The sequence below is a fragment of the Pseudoduganella chitinolytica genome, from assembly GCF_029028125.1.
GTDB classification, from domain to species: Bacteria; Pseudomonadota; Gammaproteobacteria; order Burkholderiales; family Burkholderiaceae_D; genus Rugamonas; species Rugamonas chitinolytica.
Genome location: NZ_CP119083.1, coordinates 597,663 through 617,333 on the forward strand (window position 1 = coordinate 597,663; position 19,671 = coordinate 617,333).

The following is a 19,671-nucleotide window of genomic DNA, read 5'->3' on the forward strand; positions in this document are numbered from 1 at the left end:
TCAGCGCGGCTGTCCCTCCGGGATGAAGACGTAGCCCAGACCCCACACCGTCTGGATGTAGAGCGGGCTGGACGGGTCGGGCTCGATCAGCTTGCGCAGGCGCGAGATCTGCACGTCCAGGCTGCGGTCGAACACCTCGTATTCGCGGCCGCGCGCCAGTTCCATCAGTTTTTCGCGCGACAGCGGCTGGCGTGCGTGGCGGGCGAATACTTTCAGTACCGAGAATTCGCCCGTGGTCAGCGGTACGGTCTCGCCGTTCTTCTTCAGCGTGCGGGTGCCCAGGTCCAGCACGAACTGGCCGAACTCGAACGTTTGCGGCGTTTCCGACGGGGCGCCGGGAATCTCGTCCGGGGCCTTGCGGCGCAGTACGGCGCCGATGCGGGCCACCAGCTCGCGCGGGTTGAAGGGTTTCGGCAGGTAGTCGTCGGCGCCCATCTCCAGGCCGACGATGCGGTCGACGTCCTCGCCCTTGGCGGTCAGCATGATGATGGGGGTCTGGTCGCCCGCGCCGCGCAGGCGGCGGCAGATCGACAGGCCGTCCTCGCCGGGCAGCATCAGGTCCAGTACGAGCAGGTCGTAGCGTTCGCGCAGCCACAGCTTGTTCATTGCCGTGGCGTTCTCGGCGGTGAAGACATTGAAGCCCTGTTCGGTCAGGTAGCGCCGCAGCAGGTCGCGCAGGCGGACGTCGTCGTCCACTACCATGATCTTGGCCTGGTGGCCATTGCCAGTTGCTGGAGTGTTGCCGGATTCAGTGGATGTGGTTGTCATAAGGCTGTCGGAATTGTCAGAACCATGTCGCTATGGTAACGTCATAATGCGCGACCAGGCGTTGCGCCGACCACCCATTACAAAGTGTTACATTCTTTACCCGAACCCCCTTACCCTGCCCGGGAAAGGGGCATACACTTTGTCCATCGGGTACAGCTTACCAGACCAAGGAAAAAGGGCACAGCATGAGCAAGCGGGCAAACAATCGGAGCAAGGCGAACGGCGCGGCAGCGCGCGCGCATGCCGCCGGTTGGCTCGCGGCCGTCGCCTGTGCCGCGGGCCTGGCCCTTGCACTGCCCGCCAGCGCCAATCCGGGCGACGGCCCCCAGCGGCGCGACGACCGTGGCCAGCAGAACCAGCAGCAGAACCGGCGCGATTTCCGCGACAGCCGCTGGGGCGATGCGGCCGAGCAGCGCGCTTTCGAGGCGCGCGCGGAAGAACAGCGCCGCATCATGCAGGAAAACGCCAACAACGCCGAAATGAACCGCCGCATGAGCAGGATGACGGCCGACGAGCGGCGCGACCTGCGCCGGCAGATCAACGAGGCGGGGCAGGAAGTCTATTCGCTGACCCCGCGGCGGTAGGGTCTGTCCCCGCAGGGGACTGACCCTGAAGTTTCTCCGCGTTCCGGGCGGCTTCGGCAAACTTCGGGGACAGTCCCGGAGGGACAGGTCCCAAGTCCTCGAACTTTGCTGTAAAGCAAAATCATAATCCCCGGCCTGTTCTAAAGTTTCCCGACGGAACATCATTCCAGTGGGGGAGCTGCCTTGGGTCATCCATCTTCAAACGACGCGTTAGCGCCATGCACGGCGGTGCCCGTGCTCATCCACGGTACCGACGGCGTCGGCTTCCATCCCGCCAGCAGCCACGAGCAGCGCCAGGCCGCCGTCACGCAAGCGCTGGCGGGGGCTTGCTTCGCGGCGCTCGACTACGAGCGCTTTCAATACCTGCTGTACGACGCCGAGCCGGGCAACCCCGACGATCCGCCCATCCTGTTTGCCGCCACCCTCACACCGTTCCCGCCGGCCCGCCGGGCGCTCTATAAATCCGTCCGCATCGCCCACGGCGAGGCCACCTACATGTTCGAACCGGTGTTCGTCGACACGCCCGACGGCCCGCGGCCGGCCGCACTGGCGTTCGACGAGTTCGTCGCGGACCTGTGGCACAAGGGCGTGCGCTGCGGTATCGACGCGGCCGCGGTACGCGCCGGCATCGCCAGCGGCAAGCCGCTGCGCTGCGTGGTGGCGTGCCGGCGCGAGGCGGTCCCGGGGCAGGATGCGGTCATCGTCGAGGCGACGGCGGCGCTGCACCGCTCCAATGCGCCGCGCGAACTGGCCAACGGCCGGGTCGACCTGCACACATTCGAGAACCGCTTTCCGCAGGTCGAAGCGCGCACGCGGCTGCTGCGCAAGGTGCCGGCCACGCCCGGCCGGCGCGGCGTCGAATTGTCCGGCGCGTGGATCGAGCCGGCGCTGCCGCGCGATGTCGAACTGGCGACCGTGGCCGGCGCCGGCACCGTCATCGAGCACCTGGACGGCAACGACTGGCTGGTCGCCGCCGTGCAGGGCTTCGTCAACGTGGACCGCAGGAGCGGGCGCATCGCGATCGGCCCGAAGATCGTCAGCCGCGACGGCGTCAGCGTGCGCACCACGGGCAACCTGCAACTGGCGGGCGAATACGAGGAATTCGGCGAGGTGCAGGAAAACCGGGTCGTCGAAGGCGGCGGCATCACGATCCATGGCGACGTGTTCGGCCGCATCGTCTCGCGTGGCGGCACGATCACGTTGCGCCGCAACCTGGTGGGCGGTGCGGCAACCAGTGCCGACGGCGCGATCCGGGTCGGCGGGGTCGCCGCGAACGCCGTGCTGCAGACGCGGTGCGGCGAGGTCACCGTGCAGCGTGCGCAGAACTGCGTCATCACGGGCACCAGGGTGCGCATCGGCCACGCCACCAATTGCGAGATCATGGCCGACGAAGTCGTGATCAAGAGCGCCAGCGGCTGCGCGATCGCGGCGCGCAGCATCGTCATCGACAGCGCCGGGCCGCGCAACCACGACGAGATGACGCTGTTCGCATTGCAGGCAGACACCTCCCGGCTGGACGGGATCATCGCCGACCGCACGGCGCGGACGGAGGCGTTCGGCCGGCTGGCGCGCCGCCATCTCGATGCCGTTGCGGGGCTGGCACAGCGCCACGATGTCCGCACGTACCTGGCGCTGGCGCCGCGCGTGCAACGGCGCGAGGTGGCGCTCGATGCCGTCCAGCTGCAGGCCTTCCGCCGGATCGCCGCGCAGGTGGCGCCCGTGCTGCGCGAGATCTCCCAGCTGACGCTGGCGGCGCGCCAGGCCGGCGCCCAGCAGGCGCTGATACGCGAACAAGCGCAGGCGGCCCAGCGCGACAAGGATGCCCTGGGCGCTGCGGCAGCCTGCAAGGTGCGGCTGCTGGCTGGCGAGACGGTGGTGCGCACGCTGCCGTACGATCCGGACCGGGGCGTGCCGTACGATGTGCCGGCCAGGGAAGTGCGGCACCGCCTGCGCGCGTTGGCGCATGCCCGCGCCGCTGTCGGCGGCGGCAGTTCGGGGCCGCTGGAGTGGCCGGCCTCCTCCTGACCGCTCAGGGCCCGAAGCGCAGCGGCGCGCCTGCGGCCACGCAGGGTCCTTCGGTCGGATGGTCGTCGGTTACCACCATCTCACGCGCGCGGAACAGCGGATGGGCCAGCGCTTGCGCCGTCTCCAGCACCGGCGTGACGCAGCAGTCGACCCGGTCGAACAGCGCCGTCCACTCGGCCTGCGTGCGCTGCGCGAACACGGCATCGAGCTCCGCCTGCACCGCCAGCGCATCGGCGCCGCCGACCGCCTGTCCCAGTTGCCAGTGGCGTGCCGCCAGCTCCGGCCGTGCCAGTACGGCGCAGCAGGCCTGCCAGAACTTCAGCTCCAGCGCCCCCACGGCCATGTAGCGACCGTCGCGGGTGCGGTAGACGTTATAGCAGGGCACCCCGCCCGTCAGCAGGTCGCGCCCGGGCGGGGGAGCGTTGCCATTGTTGTGGGCGACCAGCGGCATGATGTTGTGGGCGAACACCGCGTCCGTCATCGACACGTCGACGAAGCTGCCGGCACCGCCGCGGTGCACGGCCACCAGCGCGGCCAGGATGCCCTGCAGGGCCGCCTGGGCGCCACCCAGCAGGTCACCCACCTGCAGGTTCGGCAGCACGGGGCGGCCATCCGACGCCGCGTTCTGCGCCAGCATGCCGGCATAGCCGATGTAGTTGATGTCGTGGCCGGCCCGCTGTGCGAACGGACCGGTGGCGCCATAGCCGGAGATGGCGCACATGACGAGGCGTGGGTTGCGCGCCTTCAGCACCTCCCAGCCCACCCCGAGGCGGTCCATCACGCCGGGCCGGAAGCTTTCGACCAGCACGTCGGCATTATCGACGAGGTCCAGCAGCGCGGCGCGCCCGGCCGCATCCTTCAAGTCCAGGCGCAGCAGGCGCTTGCCACGGTTGACGGCGACGAAGAACTGCGACATCTCGTGGCGCACCGGCCCCAGCGTGCGGGCGTAGTCGCCGCCCTCCGGGTCTTCGATCTTCAGCACGTCGGCGCCCATCTCGGCCAGCCGCAGCGTGGCCACCGGGCCGGGCAGCAACCGGGTCAGGTCGAGGACGCGGATGCCCGCGAGGGGCACGCTGGTCGGCATGGGCATCTCCTGGTGGACGGGACACCCGACAGTAACGCGGGGCGGCGGCGCTGTCAAAGCGCCACGTGCGATCCCATGGCTTGCGCCCGCTCAACATGTAAGGGGCGCCGACGGTTACGATGTCCTTGCCAGGCCCGGACCCCGCCTGAAGGAGGAACATCGTGTCATCGTCGAACCCCATCTTGCCCGCCCACCCCAACAGTTCGCACGCCGACGTGCGGCAATACCTGACCTTCCGCCTGGGCGGCCTCGAATACGCCCTCGATTACGCCAACGTGCGCGAGCTGCGGCCGTTGAAGGCGTTGGAGCGCTTTGCCGCGGATGGCGAGATCGTCCAGGGCGTCGCGGTATCGCGCGGCGTCATCATGCCGATCGTCGACATGCGCATCGCCTTCGGTCCGCGCCCGCCCAAGCACGACCCTGGCACGGACGTCATCATCCTGCAGTTGTCGACCTGCGTGATGGGGATGGTGACGGACGGCGTGACGGACATCGTCAGCCTGGCGCCTGGCCAGATCGAGCCGTTCCCCGGCATGCAGGCGGGCGACGTGGACTACCTGCTGGGATTCGGCGAAGTGGGGAACCGGCGGCTGATCGTCGTCGACATCGACCGGCTGATGGCGATCCGGCGGGCGGGAGAAGAGGAGGGGGCGCGGCATGCCGCTTAGGGTCCGTCCCCCTGGCGGGGACTGACCCTGAAGTCCAGCGGGCCTGGCTAGCCCACCAGCGCCTCCAGCTGCTCCTGCAACGCCAGCCACTCGCCCTCCAGCTGCTCCAGGTCCTTGGTGTAGAACGCCTGGTCCGCCAGCAAGGTCTTGAGCTTCGGCTTGTTGGCGGCGTCGTAGATGCCCGGCTCGAGCAGTTGCGCATCGACGTCCGCCTTCTGCGCATTGCGCTTGGCGATCTGTTCTTCCAGCTTCTTGATCTTGTTCTCGATCGGTTTGCGCTGCGCCGACAGGCGCTGGCGTGCCTCCGCCTCCTGGCGCTTGTCGCGTTTGTCGACGGTCGGCGCGGCCGCTGGCGGCGCCACCGGCGACGTGGACGGATAGGTGGTCTTGTTGTCCTTGCCCGCCGCCGGCAGCACGTCCGTGCCCTTGCCCAGCTTGGTCTGGAACAGCCAGTCCTTGTAGTCGTCCAGGTCGCCGTCGAACGGCTGCAGCTTGCCGTCGGCGACGATGATGAACTGGTCGGTCGTGGCCCGCAGCAGGTGGCGATCGTGCGAGACGACGACAAGAGTGCCCTCGAACTGCGCCAGCGCCTCCGTCAGTGCCTCGCGCGTTTCCAGGTCCAGGTGGTTGGTCGGTTCGTCCAGCAGCAGCAGGTTGGGCCGCTGCCACACGATCAGCGCCAGCGCCAGGCGTGCCTTCTCGCCGCCGGAGAACGGGGCAATGGAGCTCGTCACCATCGTGCCTGGGAAGTTGAAGCCGCCCAGGAAGTTGCGCAACTCCTGCTCGCGCACCGTCGGTGCGATCTTCTGCAGGTGCCACAGCGGCGACTCGTCGTGGCGCAGCATCTCCACCTGGTGCTGGGCGAAGTAGCCGATGATCAGGCCCTTGCCCGTCGTCGCGGTACCTTCGAGGGGCGTCAGGTCGCCCGCGATCGTCTTGATCAGGGTCGACTTGCCGGCGCCGTTGACGCCCAACAGGCCGATGCGCTGGCCCGTCTGCAGGCTGAAATTGACGCCGTGGACGATGGTCTTCACGCTGGTCTGGTACGTGACGGGGTCCTCGCTGCGGTAGCCGCAGTCGACATCTTCCATCACCAGCAGCGGATTCGGTGCGCTGACCGGTTCGCGGAACTCGAACGAGAACTCGGCGGCCGCGCGCAGCGGGGCCAGTTCCTCCATCTTGGCCAGCGCCTTCATGCGGCTTTGCGCCTGGCGCGCCTTGGAGGCCTTGGCCTTGAAGCGCTCGATGAACGACTCCAGGTGCGCCTTCTTGCGCGCCTGCTTCTCGGCGGTACCGGCCATCAGTACCAGCTGCGCCGCGCGCTGGCGCTCGAAGCTGGAGTAGTTGCCGGAGTAGCGTTTCAGCTTGCGGTCGTCGATGTGGACGATGACGTTGACGATCTCGTCGAGGAAATCGCGGTCGTGCGAAATGATGATCAGGGTGCCGGCATAACGTTTCAGCCAGTCTTCCAGCCAGATGATCGCGTCCAGGTCCAGGTGGTTGGTCGGTTCGTCCAGCAGCAGCAGGTCGGAAGGGCACATCAGCGCCTGCGCCAGGTTCAGGCGCATGCGCCAGCCGCCGGAGAAGCTGGCGACGGGCTGCTGCATCTGGTCCAGGGTGAAGCCCAGGCCCAGCAGCAGCTGTTCGCCGCGCGATTGCACCGTGTAGGCATCCGCGTCGGCCAGCGCGCTGTACACCTCGCCGATGGCGATGCCGTTTTCCTCGGAGTTCTGCTCGGATTCGGGCAGCGCTTCGAGGCGCGCCAGTTCCGCCTGCAGCTTGCGCAAATTGACGTCGCCGTCGATCGCGTAATCGAGGGCGGCGCGTTCGAGCGGCGGGGTTTCCTGCGCCACGTAGGCCATGCGCCACTTGGCGGGGAAGTCGATGTCGCCCTGGTCCGGATGCAGCTCGTTGCGCAGCATGGCGAACAGGCTGGATTTGCCGGCGCCATTGGCGCCGATCAGGCCGATCTTGTCGCCGGGGTTCAGCGTCAGGTCGACGTTTTCCAGCAGCGGCTTCACGCCGCGCATCAGGCTGACTTGGTTAAAACGGATCATGTATCAGAGTTTCAGTTGGTCGGCGGTCAGCAGGAACACCATGTCATCGCCTTGGCTGGTGGTCAGCCACGTGAGGCCCAGGTGGCCGAAAGCGGCTTCCGCAAAGGCTTTCTCGTTGCCGATCTCGACGATCAGGAGGCCGTCGTCGGTCAGGCGCTCGGCCGCGCCGGCGACGATTCTACGCACCAGGTCCATGCCGTCCGTGCCGCCGTCCAGCGCGATCTGCGGCTCGTGCAGGTACTCCTTCGGCAGGCGCGCCATCGAACCGGAGTTCACGTACGGCGGATTGGTGACGATCAGGTCGTATTTTTTCGCCGGTACGTTGCTGTACACGTCCGACTGGACCAGGTTGACGCGGTCCTGCAGCTTGTACGTGTCGACGTTGCGCTGGGCGACGGCCAGTGCGTCGGCCGAGATGTCCACCGCATCGACCTGCGCATCCGGGAACGCGTCGGCCATCATGATGGCCAGGCAGCCGGAGCCCGTGCACAGTTCCAGCACGTTCTCGATGCCTTCCGGGTTGTTGACCCACGGCGCGAAGTACTCGGGAATCAGCTCGGCGATGTACGAGCGCGGCACGATGGTGCGCTCGTCGACATAGAAGCTGTACGTACCCAGCCACGCTTCATTGGTGATGTACGCGGCGGGGATGCGGTCGGTGGCGCGGCGTTCGATCACGGCCAGCACGCGCTGCACTTCTTCCGGCAGCAGGCGCGCGTCCAGGAACGGCTCCAGCTTGTCCAGCGGGAGTTTCAGCGTGTGCAGCACCAGGTAGGCGGCCTCGTCGAACGCCTCGGCGCTGCCGTGGCCGAAGAACAGCTGTTCCGTGTTGAAGCGGGTCGTGGCATAGCGCAGCAGGTCGCGCGGCGTGGTGAAGAGAGTCGTGTCCATGGTGGTCTCGTAAGGTGCGGCGTCAGCCGAGCAGCAGGTTTTCCAGCGTGCGGCGGTAGATGTTCTTAAGCGGATCGATGAAGCGCACTTCGATGTGCTCGTCGATCTTGTGGATGCTGGCGTTGGGCGGCCCGAATTCTATCACCTGGGGGCAGATCTGCGCGATAAAGCGCCCGTCGGAGGTGCCGCCCGTCGTCGACAGTTCCGTCTCCACGCCCGTCTCCGCCTTGATCGCCTCGCACAGCGCCGTGGACAAGGTGCCGCGCGGGGTCAGGAAGGGCAGGCCGGACAGCGTCCATTTCAGGTCGTACGCCAGGCCGTGGCGGTCCAGGATCGCGTGCACGCGCTGTTTCAGGCTGTCGGCCGTGCTGGCGGTGGAGAAGCGGAAATTGAAGTCGATGACCATCTCGCCCGGGATGACGTTGTTGGCGCCCGTGCCGGCCTTGACGTTCGACATCTGCCATGACGTCGGCAGATAGTACTCGTTGCCCTCGTCCCAGACCTCGGCCACCAGCTCGGCCAGTGCCGGCGCGGCCAGGTGGATGGGGTTCTTCGCCAGTTGCGGATAGGCGATGTGGCCCTGCACGCCCTTGATCGTCAGGCGGCCGGACAGCGAGCCGCGGCGGCCGTTCTTGATGATGTCGCCCAGCGTCTTGTCGGAAGTCGGTTCGCCCACGATGCAGTAGTCCAGCGTCTCGCCGCGCTCCTTCAGCTTGTTGCAGACGACGACGGTGCCGTCGGTGGCCGGACCTTCCTCGTCGCTGGTGATCAGGAACGCGATCGAGCCCTTGTGGTCCGGATGGGCGGCGACGAATTCCTCGCAGGCGACGACAAACGCCGCGATGGACGTCTTCATGTCGGCCGCGCCGCGGCCATACAGCTTGCCGTCGCGGATGGTCGGGAAGAACGGCTCCGAGGCCCACTGCTCGACGGGGCCGGTCGGCACCACGTCCGTATGACCGGCAAACACCAGCACGGGTTGCTCGGTGCCGCGCCGGGCCCACAGGTTCGTCACGTCGCCGGAGACGATGGTCTCGCAATTGAAACCCAGCGGTTCGAGGGCGCGGATCAGCTGCTGCTGGCAGCCTTTGTCCTCGGGCGTGACGGAAGAGCGGCCGATCAGTTTTTCGGTCAGCGCGAGGGTACGGGAGTCGGTCATGGTGTCAGGTATTGAAGATTTGGTCGTACTGTTCCGGCTTGAAGCCGACATGGCAGCTGTCCGCGGTGCGCAGTACGGGGCGCTTGATCACGGACGGGAATTCCAGCATCAGCGCACTGGCGCTGGCGGCATCGAGCACGGCGGCCTTGCGCTCGTCCGGCAGGCCGCGCCAGGTGGTGCCCTTCTTGTTGACGAGGACTTCCCAGTCCACGTGCGCCAGCCAGTCCTGCACGGTGGCGGCGTCGAGGCCTTGCTTCTTGAAGTCGTGGAAGGTGAAGTCCTGCTGGCTGTCGGCGAGCCAGGTGCGGGCTTTCTTGACGGTGTCGCAGTTGGGGATGCCGTAGAGAGTGATCATGGATATCTGGAATAGGGCGGGCCGGCCCCCGCCGCAGGGTGTTCGGTAAATAAGGGGTGCAATTATAGCGTGGTGCGGGGGGCGTCCGCCGCGCCGTCAATTCAGCGTAAACTCGGTAAACGACGCCCCCGGCGCCGCGCCGCCCGGCTCGACCGGGGCCGGCGGCGTGGCCTGCGCTTGCTTCGAATCCGGTCCGTTATTCAGGAGCCACAGCAGGTTGGTGGCGGAATCGGCGTTCGCCAGCGCCTCGTCCTGCGTGATCTTGCCTTCCTGGACCAGGCGATACAGCGCCTGCTCGAACGACTGCGAGCCCGGCGACAGGCTGTTTTCCAGCGCTTCCTTGATCTGGCCGATGTCGCCTTTCTCGATCAGGTCCGACACGTAGCGCGTGTTGACCATGACCTCGACGGCCGGCGTGCGCGTGCCGCCGCCGCTCGATCGGATCAGCCGCTGCGACACGATCGCCTTGATCGTCGACGACAGGTCCTGCAGCAGGGCAGGCCGGTTCTCGATGGGATAGAAGCTGATGATGCGGTTCAGGGCGTTGTAGCTGTTGTTGGCGTGCAGCGTGGCCAGCACGAGGTGGCCCGACTGGGCATAGGCCAGCGCCGCCGCCATCGTTTCGCGGTCGCGGATCTCGCCGATCAGGATGCAGTCGGGGGCCTGGCGCAGCGAGTTTTTCAGCGCCGTCTCGAAGTCCTTGGCGTCGCTGCCGATCTCGCGCTGGTTGACGATCGACTTGCGGTTCTTGAACAGGTACTCGATCGGGTCTTCCAGGGTCAGGATGTGACCGGAGCGCAGCTCGTTGCGGTGGTCCAGCATGGACGCGATCGTCGTCGACTTGCCCGAGCCGGTGGAACCCACCAGCAAGAGCAGGCCGCGCTTTTCCATGATCAGTTCCGCCAGCACGGGCGGCAGGCCCAGTTCGCCCAGGGCGGGGATGTTGGCGGGAACGAAGCGGAACACGGCGGAGATGCTGCCGCGCTGGCGGAAGGCCGACAGGCGGAAGCGCCCCAGGTTCGGCACCGACACGCCCATGTTCAGCTCATTGGTCTGTTCCAGCTCGTCCATCTGGGCGGGCGTGCAGATCTCGGCCAGCAGGGCCGTGATGTTCTCGGGCTCCAGCTTGTGCTGGTTGATGGGAATCAGGTTGCCGTTGATCTTGATGTGGACGGGTGAGTTCACCGCGAAGAACATGTCCGACGCGTTCTTTTCCTTCATCAGTTGGAACAGGCGGTCGATCATGGGCGTTGTTTTCGGTCAGTGGTGAAAACCGGGGACAGTCCCAATGGGACAGTCCCCGATGCATCCGCGGTCGGTGGCGATTACACGCCGCGCAGCAGCTCGTTGATACCGGTCTTGGCGCGCGTCTGCGCGTCGACGCGCTTGACGATCACGGCGCAGTACAGGCTGTACTTGCCGTCGTCCGACGGCAGCGAGCCGGAGACGACGACCGAGCCGGAAGGCACGCGGCCGTACGTCACTTCGCCGGTGCTGCGGTCGTAGATCTTGGTCGACTGGCCGATGTAGACGCCCATCGAGATGACGGAGTTCTCTTCGACGATGACGCCTTCGACGATCTCGGAACGGGCGCCGATGAAGCAGTTGTCCTCGATGATGGTCGGGTTGGCCTGCATCGGTTCCAGCACGCCGCCGATGCCCACGCCGCCGGACAGGTGCACGTTCTTGCCGATCTGCGCGCAGGAACCCACCGTCGCCCACGTGTCGACCATCGCGCCTTCGTCGACGTACGCGCCGATATTGACGTACGACGGCATCAGCACGACGTTCTTGGCGATGAACGAACCGCGGCGTGCGACCGCCGGCGGCACCACGCGGAAGCCGCCCTTGGCGAAATCGTCGGCGGTATAGTTGGCGAACTTGGTCGGCACCTTGTCGTAGAACTGCATCGTGCCATCGGATGGCAGCACGACGTTGTTCTCCAGGCGGAACGACAGCAGCACGGCCTTCTTGATCCACTGGTTCACGACCCAGGTGCCGGTGTCCTTCTGCGCCACGCGCAGGGTGCCGTTGTCCAGGCCGGCCAGCACGTGCGAGACGGCGTCGCGCAGTTCGGCGCTGCCGTTGCCCGGGTTGATTTCGGCGCGGTTGTCCCAGGCCTGTTCGATGATTTGCTGCAGTTGTTGAGTCATGATTTAGCTTCGTGTGGTCAGGGTGTTGCAGAATTGGACGATGCGCTGCGCGGCCTCCAGGCCTTCGGCCGTCTCGGCCACGAGCGCCATGCGAATACGGTTGCGGCCCGGGTTGCTGCCATGCGCGTCGCGCGCCAGGTAGCTGCCCGGCAGGACCGTGACATTGTAGTCGGCGTACAGGCGACGGGCAAACTCCTCGTCCGTCAGCCCGGTGCGGCTCACGTCGGCCCACAGGTAGAAGCCGGCGTCCGGCAGCGCCACGTCCAGCACCGTCTGCAGCAGCGGCGTGACGACGGTGAACTTGGCGCGGTACTGCGTGCGGTTGTCCGCCACGTGGGTCTCGTCGTTCCACGCGGCGATCGAGGCGGCCTGCACGGCGGGGCTCATGGCGCCGCCGTGGTAGGTCCGGTACAGCAGGAATTTCTTCAGCACCTCGGCGTCGCCGGCAACGAAGCCCGAGCGCATGCCCGGTACGTTGGAGCGCTTGGACAGGCTGGAGAACACCACCAGGCGCGCATACGGCCGCTCGACGCTGGACAGGCCCAGCGTGTGGGCCGCCTGCAGGGCGCCCAGCGGCGGCTCGTCGCCGTGGTAGATCTCGGAATAGCACTCGTCGGCAGCGATGACGAACCCGTAGCGCTCGGACAGCGCGAACAGGTGCTCCCAGTCCGTCAGCGTCAGCACGGCGCCGGTCGGGTTGCCCGGGCTGCAGATGTACAGCAGCTGGACTTTCTTCCAGACCTCGTCCGGCACCGTGTCGAAGTCGGGCGCGAAATTGCGTGCCGGGTCCGAATTGACGAAGTAAGGTTCGGCGCCGGCCAGGTAGGCCGCGCCTTCGTAGATCTGGTAGAACGGATTCGGGCAGACCACCAGCGGCGTTTCGTCCGCCGTGGGGTCGATCACCGCCTGGGCAAACGCGAACAGCGCCTCGCGCGAACCGTTTACCGGCAGCACCTGCGTGGCAGGGTCCAGCGCCGGCAGGCCGTAGCGGCGCTCCAGCCACGTCGCGATGGTGCCGCGCAGGGCTTCCGAACCCATGGTGCTGGGGTAGCTGGCCAGGCCGGACAGGTTGTCGGCCAGCGCCTGCCGGATGAATTGCGGCGTGGGATGTTTCGGCTCGCCGATGCCCAGGCTGATGGGGCGCAGCGCGGGATTGGGCGTCACGCCGGCGAACAGCTGGCGCAGTTTTTCGAACGGGTAGGGTTGCAGCTTGTCGAGAAGTGGATTCACGTTGGACCAGTCGGCAATTCGGTAAGCGTGGGTTGGAACCGAAGATTATAGCGTCATCGGCGCCTGCGCGTCCGGGCCGGCCACGTTGTCCAGCAGCCCGCGCATGCGGCGCCAGTGCGAGCCTTGCCAGAATACGCCGTGGCAGGTGTCGCACGCCAGGAAGTGCTCGTGCGTCGCCCGGACGGACGGCGGCAGCCGCGCCTCGACCTGCGTCTTCGGCACAGTGCGCAACGGGGTGTTGCAGGACAGGCAGCGTGTAAAGGGCCGCATGGCGCCGGCCAGCCCGAAGCGCCGGAACACTTCGTGCAACTGCTGCTCCGGCTTGAGCGCGCGCACGTAGGCGCCGCGCAGCACGCCACGCCGCTTGAGCAGCTCGCGGTCGCGCGTCAACGCGATGCGGCCGTCGTCGCGCGCGCAGGCCTCGACGGCCGCGTCGTCGATGGCGTTGTCGTACAGCGTGTCGAAGCCCGCCATGCGCAGGAAGCGGGCCAGGGCGCCCAGGTGGGCGTCCGCCACGAAGCGGGCCTCGGCGGCAGGCAGGACGACCGGCTGTGCCGCTGGCACGTACACGCTGGCGCCATCGGCCAGCAATTCGTCCAGTGGGGCAGGGCGTTCGTCGATGGTGACGGTGCCCACCTCCGTGTGCGGCACGCCCAGAGCCTCCACCATGTGCTTGACGGTGGCTGCACGGGCGCACGGCACGGTCCAGGCGTGGCCGCGCCGTTCGCGCGGCAGGAACGTGTCGAGGGCGGTATCGAAGCGGAACGTCGCGGTGACCATGGCGGCAGTGTAGCGCAGGCGGCGATCGCCTATATACTTGCGCACTTTTCGCTGCCCATCCCATGTTGACTTTCGCCCAACTCGCCGCCTTCCTGCTGGCCGCCGTCCTCATCACCGCCTCGCCCGGGCCAGACAACCTGATGGTGCTGGGCATGGGCATGTCGCGCGGGCGGCGCCGCGGCATCGCGTTCGGCCTGGGTTGCGCGTTCGGCTGCCTCAGCCACACGCTGCTGGCTGTCGTCGGCGTCGGCGCGCTGGTGGCGGCGTCGCCCTTCGCACTGACGGCCCTGAAAGTGGGCGGCGGCCTGTACCTGGTCTGGCTGGGCTGGCACGCGCTGCGCAGCTCCGGCGTCGCCCGGGTCGGTACCGACAGCGGGGCGGAGGAATCGCTGGCGCGCCTGTTCCTGAAGGGCTGTTTCGCCAACGCCGTCAACCCGAAGGTCATCCTGTTCTTCCTGTCGTTCCTGCCGCAGTTCGTGCTGCCGGCGAACGGCGCCGCCGCGCTGCAACTGGCGCAGCTGGGGATCGTCTTCACGTTGCAGGCGGCCGTGCTGTTCGGCCTGCTGGGCTGGTTCTCCGGCGCCATCGGCATGTGGCTGCAGCGCCATCCCAAGGCCGGGCCGTGGCTGGACCGGGGCGCGGGTGTAGTCTTCATCGGGTTGGGGTTGCGGCTGATCTGGGCGCGCTGACAGTCCCTCTCTTGGCTGAGGCCCTCCAGGGAATGTTGGATATTCTCCCCATGCATCGGATATTGATTGACCTCAATTCCTAACCGACCGATACTTGCTCGGATAGAGCAGAATCAAGGCAGAACACATGAGCGAATTCCGGCCCACGCTCGAGACCAAGCGCAAGTTCTCGTTAAATTGGGGCTATCTGGGGGCCATGGCCAGCGGCCGCTCGGCGATCGACCTGGAGTCGCTCGCGCTGCGCAACCTGCGCGATGCGCGCGAATTCGTGCGCGAATACGGCTATGACCTGGACCAGCCGGCCGCCCGCGACATCATCCGCAACGCCCATCGCGAGGCAGTCGATTTCATCGCCGGCACGTTCTTGCAGCCGGGCCAGGAAACGCTTATTCCGCGCGACGTTTACGCGCCCGACGATCCGATCCAGCTGCTGGTCTACGCTTCCCACCACGCTCAGCAACACAGCGAGCAGCGCATGTGGTCGTGCGCCATCCTCAAAGTGATGCATGCGATTTTCTATATCGACAACAATCTGGAGCTGCGCCACTTCAATACGATTCGCGAGCAAGTGTTCGCCACGCTCGACGAGGTGATCCACGAAGACGACCAGGGTCGTTACTTCCTGTCCGACGGCGAGCTGTGCCTCCCCCTGCATCATCTTGAACGCAAGCGCAACAAGGGCCGCAACAGCATCCTGCTCAAGCTGCTGCAAAAGGCTGCCTACCTGGCGCAGGACATTTACGACCACCTGGGCGTTCGCCTCGTCTTCGGCACGCGCTTCGAATGCCTGCTGGCGCTGGAGACCCTGCAGCGCGCGCACATCCTGTCCATCACCAACATCGAGCCCAACCGCACTCGCAATACCTTGCTCGACCTGCAAGCGGCCAAGGAGATTTTCGTGAAATACCGCTTCATGCTGGAGCGCAGCCACGATTATCCGGCCGAGCTGCTGCAAACGATGGACGCGGAGCTCGAGGCTGTCGCCAAGCGCCAGACTCGCGCCGACAATCCCCACAGCGGGGCCGATTTCAGCAGCATCCAGGTCACGGTTCGCAAGATGATCCATCTGCAGGCCGGGCAAGACTATCCCGAAACGGCGGGCGAGGACTATGACGTGGGCTTTTTCTTTGACTATGAAGTGCAGTTGATGGACAAGGAAAGCCACGAGCGCAGCATGACGGGCCCATCCAGCCACGAAGCCTACAAGCGGCGCCAGGTCGAGACGGCCCGCCTGCGCGTCCTCGGCCGCGAATTGAGCGACTGGATCGCTGCCTGTTCCAGCCCGGCAGGGGAGCCTGAGCCGCTGGCGGCGTCGCCTCGCAAAGCTTAATCCTGCTAGAAGACGGCCGTCCCACTTCGGCCTTCCTCATCCCGCAAGTGCGCAGCCTGGCTTCAATGACCGGCAAGATGATGGGCGAGTGGGACAAGGCTGGGTCATCCGGTTCCCCAAAATTGGGGACAGCCTCCCAGTTAGGAAATTGGAAATTGGGGACAGCCTCCCAATTAGAAATAGAGAAGCTGCGCCGCCTCGTCGTCGATACGGCGGTCGATGTCGGCGGTCCTGGCCGTCAGTGCTGCGCGCAGGTGAGTTGGGATATTGGAGGTTGTCCCCAATTCTGGTGCTGCGCGCAGGTGAGTTGGGATATTGGAGGTTGTCCCCAATTCTGGGTGAGTTGGAAATTGGAGGTTGTCCCCAATTCTGGTCCCCGCTTCTGCCGATTCCGTAAATAGGAGACTGTCCCCAATTTCGCAATGTCGATGTGGGACTCCCACTGGGCTCAGGCCACCGTCGCCAGCGGACACTCCTCCGGCAACGCATGCAGCCGCCGCGCCAGCTCGCCGCGCAGCGCGGCCAGGCCGTCGATGCGGCGGTCGATCTCGCCCAGCTTGGCGGCCAGCGCAGCACGCAGCATCGGCGCCGACGTGGCGGCCGGCGTGTCCAGCAACGGCAGCTCCGCCTCGATCTCGGCCAAGGTGAAGCCCAGCGCCTGCGCGGTGCGGATGTAGCGCAGCCACTCCACCGCCTCCGGCGGATAGTCCCGATAGCCATCGGCCGTGCGGCGCGCCCGCAGCAGGCCGCGCTTTTCATAGAACCGCAGCGTGTCGCGGCTGATGCCCGTCGCGGCCACCATTGCACCAATGCGCATCCGTGTCTCCTTGTGCTTGACCCTGGAGTGTACTCCACCCTTTAGCATGGGCCATCACATCGAACGGAGCAAAGCATGGAACAAGCCACCTACCGCCGCATCGTGCGCGCCAGCGCCTTCTACGACCTGGTCGTCACCGCGCCCTTCGCCACGCCATGGACGTTCGTCCTTGCCCATGGCAGCCTGGATGCCGTGAACACGGCGCTGGGCGGCGCGCCGCTGCCCCCGTTCGCGCCGCTGCACGTGCTGTTCGCGTGCCTGATGGGCAGCGTCGTGCTGGGCTGGGCGCTCCTGCGCATGGCCGATCCGCAGCCCCGTTTCGGCCGGATGGACGGCGTCGGGCGCTTCGTGTTCACGGCCTGGATGGCCTGGGCGCTGGCCGTCTCGGATACGCCGCTATTGTGGCTCTTCATCGTGCCGGAAGCACTGTGGGGCGTCGTCCAGTGGCTGCCGCTGCGCCGCGGCTGAGCTTGACGATGCTATGCTTGCGCTTCCCAGACTGACCACGGAGGAGCCCATGCAAGCGCAACCCCTGATCGCCGTCCGCGACGTCGAAGCGTCGAGCCGCTGGTACCAGACTGTCCTCGGCTGCAAGAGCGGCCATGGCGGGCCTGACTACGACCAGCTGATGTTCGAGGGCCACATGGTCCTGCAGCTGCATCGCTGGGATGCCCATCACCACGCCCATCTCGGCAAGGCTGACCAGCCGGTCGGCAATGGCGCCGTGCTGTGGTTCTGGACCGACGACTTCGACGATGCCGTCGACCGCGCCGCCGGCATCGACGCGACGGTGCTGGAAGAGCCCCACGAGAACCGCAACGCGCAGCACCGCGAAATCTGGCTGCGCGATCCGGAGGGTTACGTCGTCGTCATCGCGGGGCCGTACGGCGACGTGGGGATGTAGCCGCCGGCGGGGCCAGCTGGGCCACCAGGAAATCCAGGAACGCGCGCACCTTCGCGCTCTGGTGCTCGCGGCTGGGGTAGTAGGCGTACAGGTCCGCGGCCGGCAGCGTGTAGTCCGGCAGCACCAGCTGCAGCCGGCCGCTGTCCAGGTACTTGGCCGCGTCCCATTCGGAGCGGGGCAGGATGCCGTGGCCGTCCAGGGCCCAGCCCAGCACCACGTCGCCGTCGTTGGATGACAGGTGGCCGCGCACCTTCACGCTTTCCGTCTTCCTCCCCTTGGTCAGGCGCCAGGTCGCGAAGGCGTCGTCGTTCTGCCGGTGCAGGATGCACGCGTGCCGCGCCAGGTCGGCCGGCAGGGCAGGCGGCCCATGGCGCTTCAGGTAGGCGGGCGCCGCGCACAGGAAGCGCCGGTTGCTCATGATGCGTCGTGCTGTCAGGCGCGTATCGGGCAGCTCGCCGAAGCGGATGCCCAGGTCGTACGCTTCCTCCACCAGGTTGATGGCGCGGTCCGTCAACTGCAGCTGCACCTCCACTTCCGGCCACGCGCGGGCGAACTGCGACACCAGCGGCGCGATCGTCGTGCGGCCGAACCCCAAGGTGGCATTGATGCGCAACAGTCCCTTCGGCGCCGCGCGCCGGCTGCTGACCGATTCCTCCATCGCGCGAATGTCCGCCAGGATCTGCGTGGCCTGGGCCAGGTACAGCTCGCCCTCGCTGGTCAGGCTGACGCGGCGCGTGCTGCGGTTGGCCAGCCGCACGCCCAGCCGGCCTTCCAGCAGCATCAGCCGGCGCGTGGCGGCAGGCGGCGTCACGCCCATCTCGCGCGCCGTGGCCGACAGGCTGCCCAGCTTGGCCAGCAACACGAAGAATTCCATGTCGTTTGTCACTTCTGTTTTTCACTTTTTCTGAGGAATGGTTTGATTTCATTTGAATTATAACTGCCAGGGACAAGGGTAGAGTGGCGTCATTCCACCAGGAGAATCCCAATGAAGATCGTTGACATCCGGGAGCGCACGTTCCCCATCAGTTCCCCCATCCGCAATGCCTACATCGATTTCTCGAAGATGACCTTGAGTCTCGTCGCGGTCGTCACGGACGTGATCCGCGACGGCAAGCCCGTCGTCGGCTACGGCTTCAATTCGAACGGCCGCTACGGCCAGGGCATGCTGATGCGCGAGCGCTTCATCCCGCGCATCCTGCAGGCCGATCCCGCCACGCTCGTCACGGACGACGGCGGCAACCTCGATCCGCACCGTGTCTGGGACTGCATGTACACCAACGAAAAGCCCGGCGGCCACGGCGAGCGCTCGGTGGCGATCGGCACCATCGACATGGCGATCTGGGATGCCACCGCCAAGATCGCCGGCGTGCCCCTGTACCAGCTGCTGGCCGAGCGCTATGGCAGCGGCACGCCGGAACGCAAGGTATTCGTCTACGCGGCCGGCGGCTACTACTATCCGGGCCAGAGCATGGATGCGCTGAAGGACGAGATGCGCAGCTACGTCGACCGCGGCTACACGGTGGTCAAGAAGAAGATCGGCGGCGCCTCGCTGGACGAAGACCTGCGCCGCATCGATGCCGTGCTGTCGGTGCTGCAGGATGGCCAGAAGCTGGCGGTCGATGCCAACGGCCGCTTCGACCTGGACACCGCCATCGCGTATGCCAAGGCGTTGTCGCAGTACGACCTGTTCTGGTACGAGGAGGCGGGCGACCCGCTCGACTTCGAGCTGCAGGCGACCCTGCGCAGCTACTACGACAACCCGATGGCCACCGGCGAGAACCTGTTCTCGATGCAGGATGCGCGCAACCTGATCCGCTACGGTGGCATGCGCGCGGACCGCGACTGGCTGCAGTTCGACTGCGCCCTGAGCTACGGCCTGGTCGAATACCTGCGCACGCTGGACATGCTCGAGCAGCACGGCTGGTCACGTACCCGCTGCATTCCGCATGGCGGCCACCAGATGTCGCTCAATATCGCCGCGGGCCTTGGCCTGGGCGGCAATGAAAGCTATCCGGACCTGTTCCAGCCGTTCGGCGGCTTCCCGGACGGCGTGCGGGTGGAGGACGGCCACATCACGATGCCGGACCTGCCCGGCATCGGCTTCGAGGGCAAGGCCAACCTCTATGAGCGGATGCGCGAACTGGGCGGGCAATAAAGACGCACTGCAAATTGTTCTA

20 protein-coding genes are annotated in these 19,671 nt (G+C 66.5%); 8 read left to right on the forward strand and 12 right to left on the reverse strand.

The window, feature by feature from the left end:
- Positions 1-768 (reverse strand): osmolarity response regulator transcription factor OmpR, encoded by a 768-nt coding sequence (ompR, locus tag PX653_RS02680; RefSeq protein ID WP_107143030.1) that lies wholly within the window; start codon positions 766-768, stop codon positions 1-3.
- 185 nt (positions 769-953) lie between these two features.
- Here ompR and PX653_RS02685 point away from each other — a divergent pair, with 185 nt between their 5' ends.
- Positions 954-1,352, forward strand: coding sequence for a hypothetical protein (locus PX653_RS02685; RefSeq protein WP_277416405.1), 399 nt, complete (start codon positions 954-956; stop codon positions 1,350-1,352).
- 234 nt (positions 1,353-1,586) lie between these two features.
- The gene (locus PX653_RS02690) at positions 1,587-3,377 is read left to right on the forward strand and encodes a flagellar assembly protein A (protein ID WP_277416406.1); all 1,791 of its coding nucleotides are present in this window, start codon (positions 1,587-1,589) and stop codon (positions 3,375-3,377) included.
- A gap of 4 nt (positions 3,378-3,381) precedes the next feature.
- Here PX653_RS02690 and PX653_RS02695 read toward each other — a convergent pair whose 3' ends face one another.
- Positions 3,382-4,461, reverse strand: coding sequence for a CaiB/BaiF CoA transferase family protein (locus PX653_RS02695; RefSeq protein WP_277416407.1), 1,080 nt, complete (start codon positions 4,459-4,461; stop codon positions 3,382-3,384).
- A 161-nt stretch (positions 4,462-4,622) separates the two neighbouring features.
- Here PX653_RS02695 and PX653_RS02700 point away from each other — a divergent pair, with 161 nt between their 5' ends.
- Entirely contained in the window at positions 4,623-5,129 is a 507-nt protein-coding gene (locus tag PX653_RS02700) for a chemotaxis protein CheW (protein ID WP_277416408.1), read from the forward strand.
- A 47-nt stretch (positions 5,130-5,176) separates the two neighbouring features.
- On the opposite strand, the gene PX653_RS02705 is transcribed toward PX653_RS02700, so the two are convergent.
- The 8 genes from PX653_RS02705 to PX653_RS02740 all read right to left on the reverse strand — a co-directional run bounded on the left by PX653_RS02705 (position 5,177) and on the right by PX653_RS02740 (position 13,754).
- The gene (locus PX653_RS02705) at positions 5,177-7,186 is read right to left on the reverse strand and encodes an ATP-binding cassette domain-containing protein (RefSeq protein ID WP_277416409.1); all 2,010 of its coding nucleotides are present in this window, start codon (positions 7,184-7,186) and stop codon (positions 5,177-5,179) included.
- Positions 7,187-7,189: 3 nt separating this feature from the next.
- Positions 7,190-8,077 carry a 50S ribosomal protein L3 N(5)-glutamine methyltransferase gene (gene prmB, locus PX653_RS02710; protein WP_277416410.1) on the reverse strand — a complete coding sequence of 296 codons (888 nt, stop codon included), beginning with the start codon at positions 8,075-8,077 and terminating at the stop codon, positions 7,190-7,192.
- Positions 8,078-8,099: 22 nt separating this feature from the next.
- Complete coding sequence (dapE, locus tag PX653_RS02715) at positions 8,100-9,236, reverse strand: succinyl-diaminopimelate desuccinylase (RefSeq protein ID WP_277416411.1); 1,137 nt, start codon at positions 9,234-9,236, stop codon at positions 8,100-8,102.
- Between the two features lie 4 nt (positions 9,237-9,240).
- Complete coding sequence (locus PX653_RS02720; RefSeq protein WP_277416412.1) at positions 9,241-9,591, reverse strand: ArsC family reductase; 351 nt, start codon at positions 9,589-9,591, stop codon at positions 9,241-9,243.
- A 96-nt stretch (positions 9,592-9,687) separates the two neighbouring features.
- On the reverse strand, positions 9,688-10,836 hold the full coding sequence (locus PX653_RS02725; protein ID WP_277416413.1) for a PilT/PilU family type 4a pilus ATPase: 1,149 nt from the start codon (positions 10,834-10,836) through the stop codon (positions 9,688-9,690).
- A gap of 80 nt (positions 10,837-10,916) precedes the next feature.
- Complete coding sequence (dapD, locus tag PX653_RS02730) at positions 10,917-11,744, reverse strand: 2,3,4,5-tetrahydropyridine-2,6-dicarboxylate N-succinyltransferase (protein ID WP_277416414.1); 828 nt, start codon at positions 11,742-11,744, stop codon at positions 10,917-10,919.
- A gap of 3 nt (positions 11,745-11,747) precedes the next feature.
- Positions 11,748-12,974, reverse strand: a complete 1,227-nt coding sequence (gene dapC, locus PX653_RS02735; RefSeq protein ID WP_277416415.1) for a succinyldiaminopimelate transaminase — start codon at positions 12,972-12,974, stop codon at positions 11,748-11,750.
- Positions 12,975-13,019: 45 nt separating this feature from the next.
- Complete coding sequence (locus PX653_RS02740; RefSeq protein WP_277418497.1) at positions 13,020-13,754, reverse strand: Mut7-C RNAse domain-containing protein; 735 nt, start codon at positions 13,752-13,754, stop codon at positions 13,020-13,022.
- A 62-nt stretch (positions 13,755-13,816) separates the two neighbouring features.
- Between PX653_RS02740 and PX653_RS02745 the strand changes: the two genes are divergently transcribed.
- Together PX653_RS02745 and PX653_RS02750 are read left to right on the forward strand one after the other, a co-directional pair.
- Entirely contained in the window at positions 13,817-14,443 is a 627-nt protein-coding gene (locus PX653_RS02745; RefSeq protein WP_277416416.1) for a LysE family translocator, read from the forward strand.
- 127 nt (positions 14,444-14,570) lie between these two features.
- Positions 14,571-15,773: a TIGR04552 family protein gene (locus PX653_RS02750; protein WP_277416417.1), complete on the forward strand. Its 1,203-nt coding sequence runs from the start codon at positions 14,571-14,573 to the stop codon at positions 15,771-15,773.
- Between the two features lie 448 nt (positions 15,774-16,221).
- On the opposite strand, the gene PX653_RS02755 is transcribed toward PX653_RS02750, so the two are convergent.
- Entirely contained in the window at positions 16,222-16,590 is a 369-nt protein-coding gene (locus PX653_RS02755) for a MerR family transcriptional regulator (RefSeq protein ID WP_277416418.1), read from the reverse strand.
- Between the two features lie 75 nt (positions 16,591-16,665).
- On the opposite strand from PX653_RS02755, the gene PX653_RS02760 reads away from it, so the two are divergent.
- Both PX653_RS02760 and PX653_RS02765 read left to right on the forward strand, forming a co-directional pair.
- Positions 16,666-17,058 (forward strand): hypothetical protein, encoded by a 393-nt coding sequence (locus PX653_RS02760; protein WP_277416419.1) that lies wholly within the window; start codon positions 16,666-16,668, stop codon positions 17,056-17,058.
- Between the two features lie 49 nt (positions 17,059-17,107).
- Positions 17,108-17,494, forward strand: coding sequence for a VOC family protein (locus tag PX653_RS02765; protein WP_277416420.1), 387 nt, complete (start codon positions 17,108-17,110; stop codon positions 17,492-17,494).
- On the opposite strand, the gene PX653_RS02770 is transcribed toward PX653_RS02765, so the two are convergent.
- On the reverse strand, positions 17,460-18,368 hold the full coding sequence (locus PX653_RS02770) for a LysR family transcriptional regulator (protein ID WP_277418498.1): 909 nt from the start codon (positions 18,366-18,368) through the stop codon (positions 17,460-17,462). The two genes, PX653_RS02765 and PX653_RS02770, sit on opposite strands and share 35 nt — an antisense overlap.
- 111 nt (positions 18,369-18,479) lie before the next feature.
- On the opposite strand from PX653_RS02770, the gene PX653_RS02775 reads away from it, so the two are divergent.
- The gene (locus tag PX653_RS02775) at positions 18,480-19,649 is read left to right on the forward strand and encodes a mandelate racemase/muconate lactonizing enzyme family protein (protein ID WP_277416421.1); all 1,170 of its coding nucleotides are present in this window, start codon (positions 18,480-18,482) and stop codon (positions 19,647-19,649) included.
- The last annotated feature ends 22 nt before the right edge of the window (positions 19,650-19,671 follow it).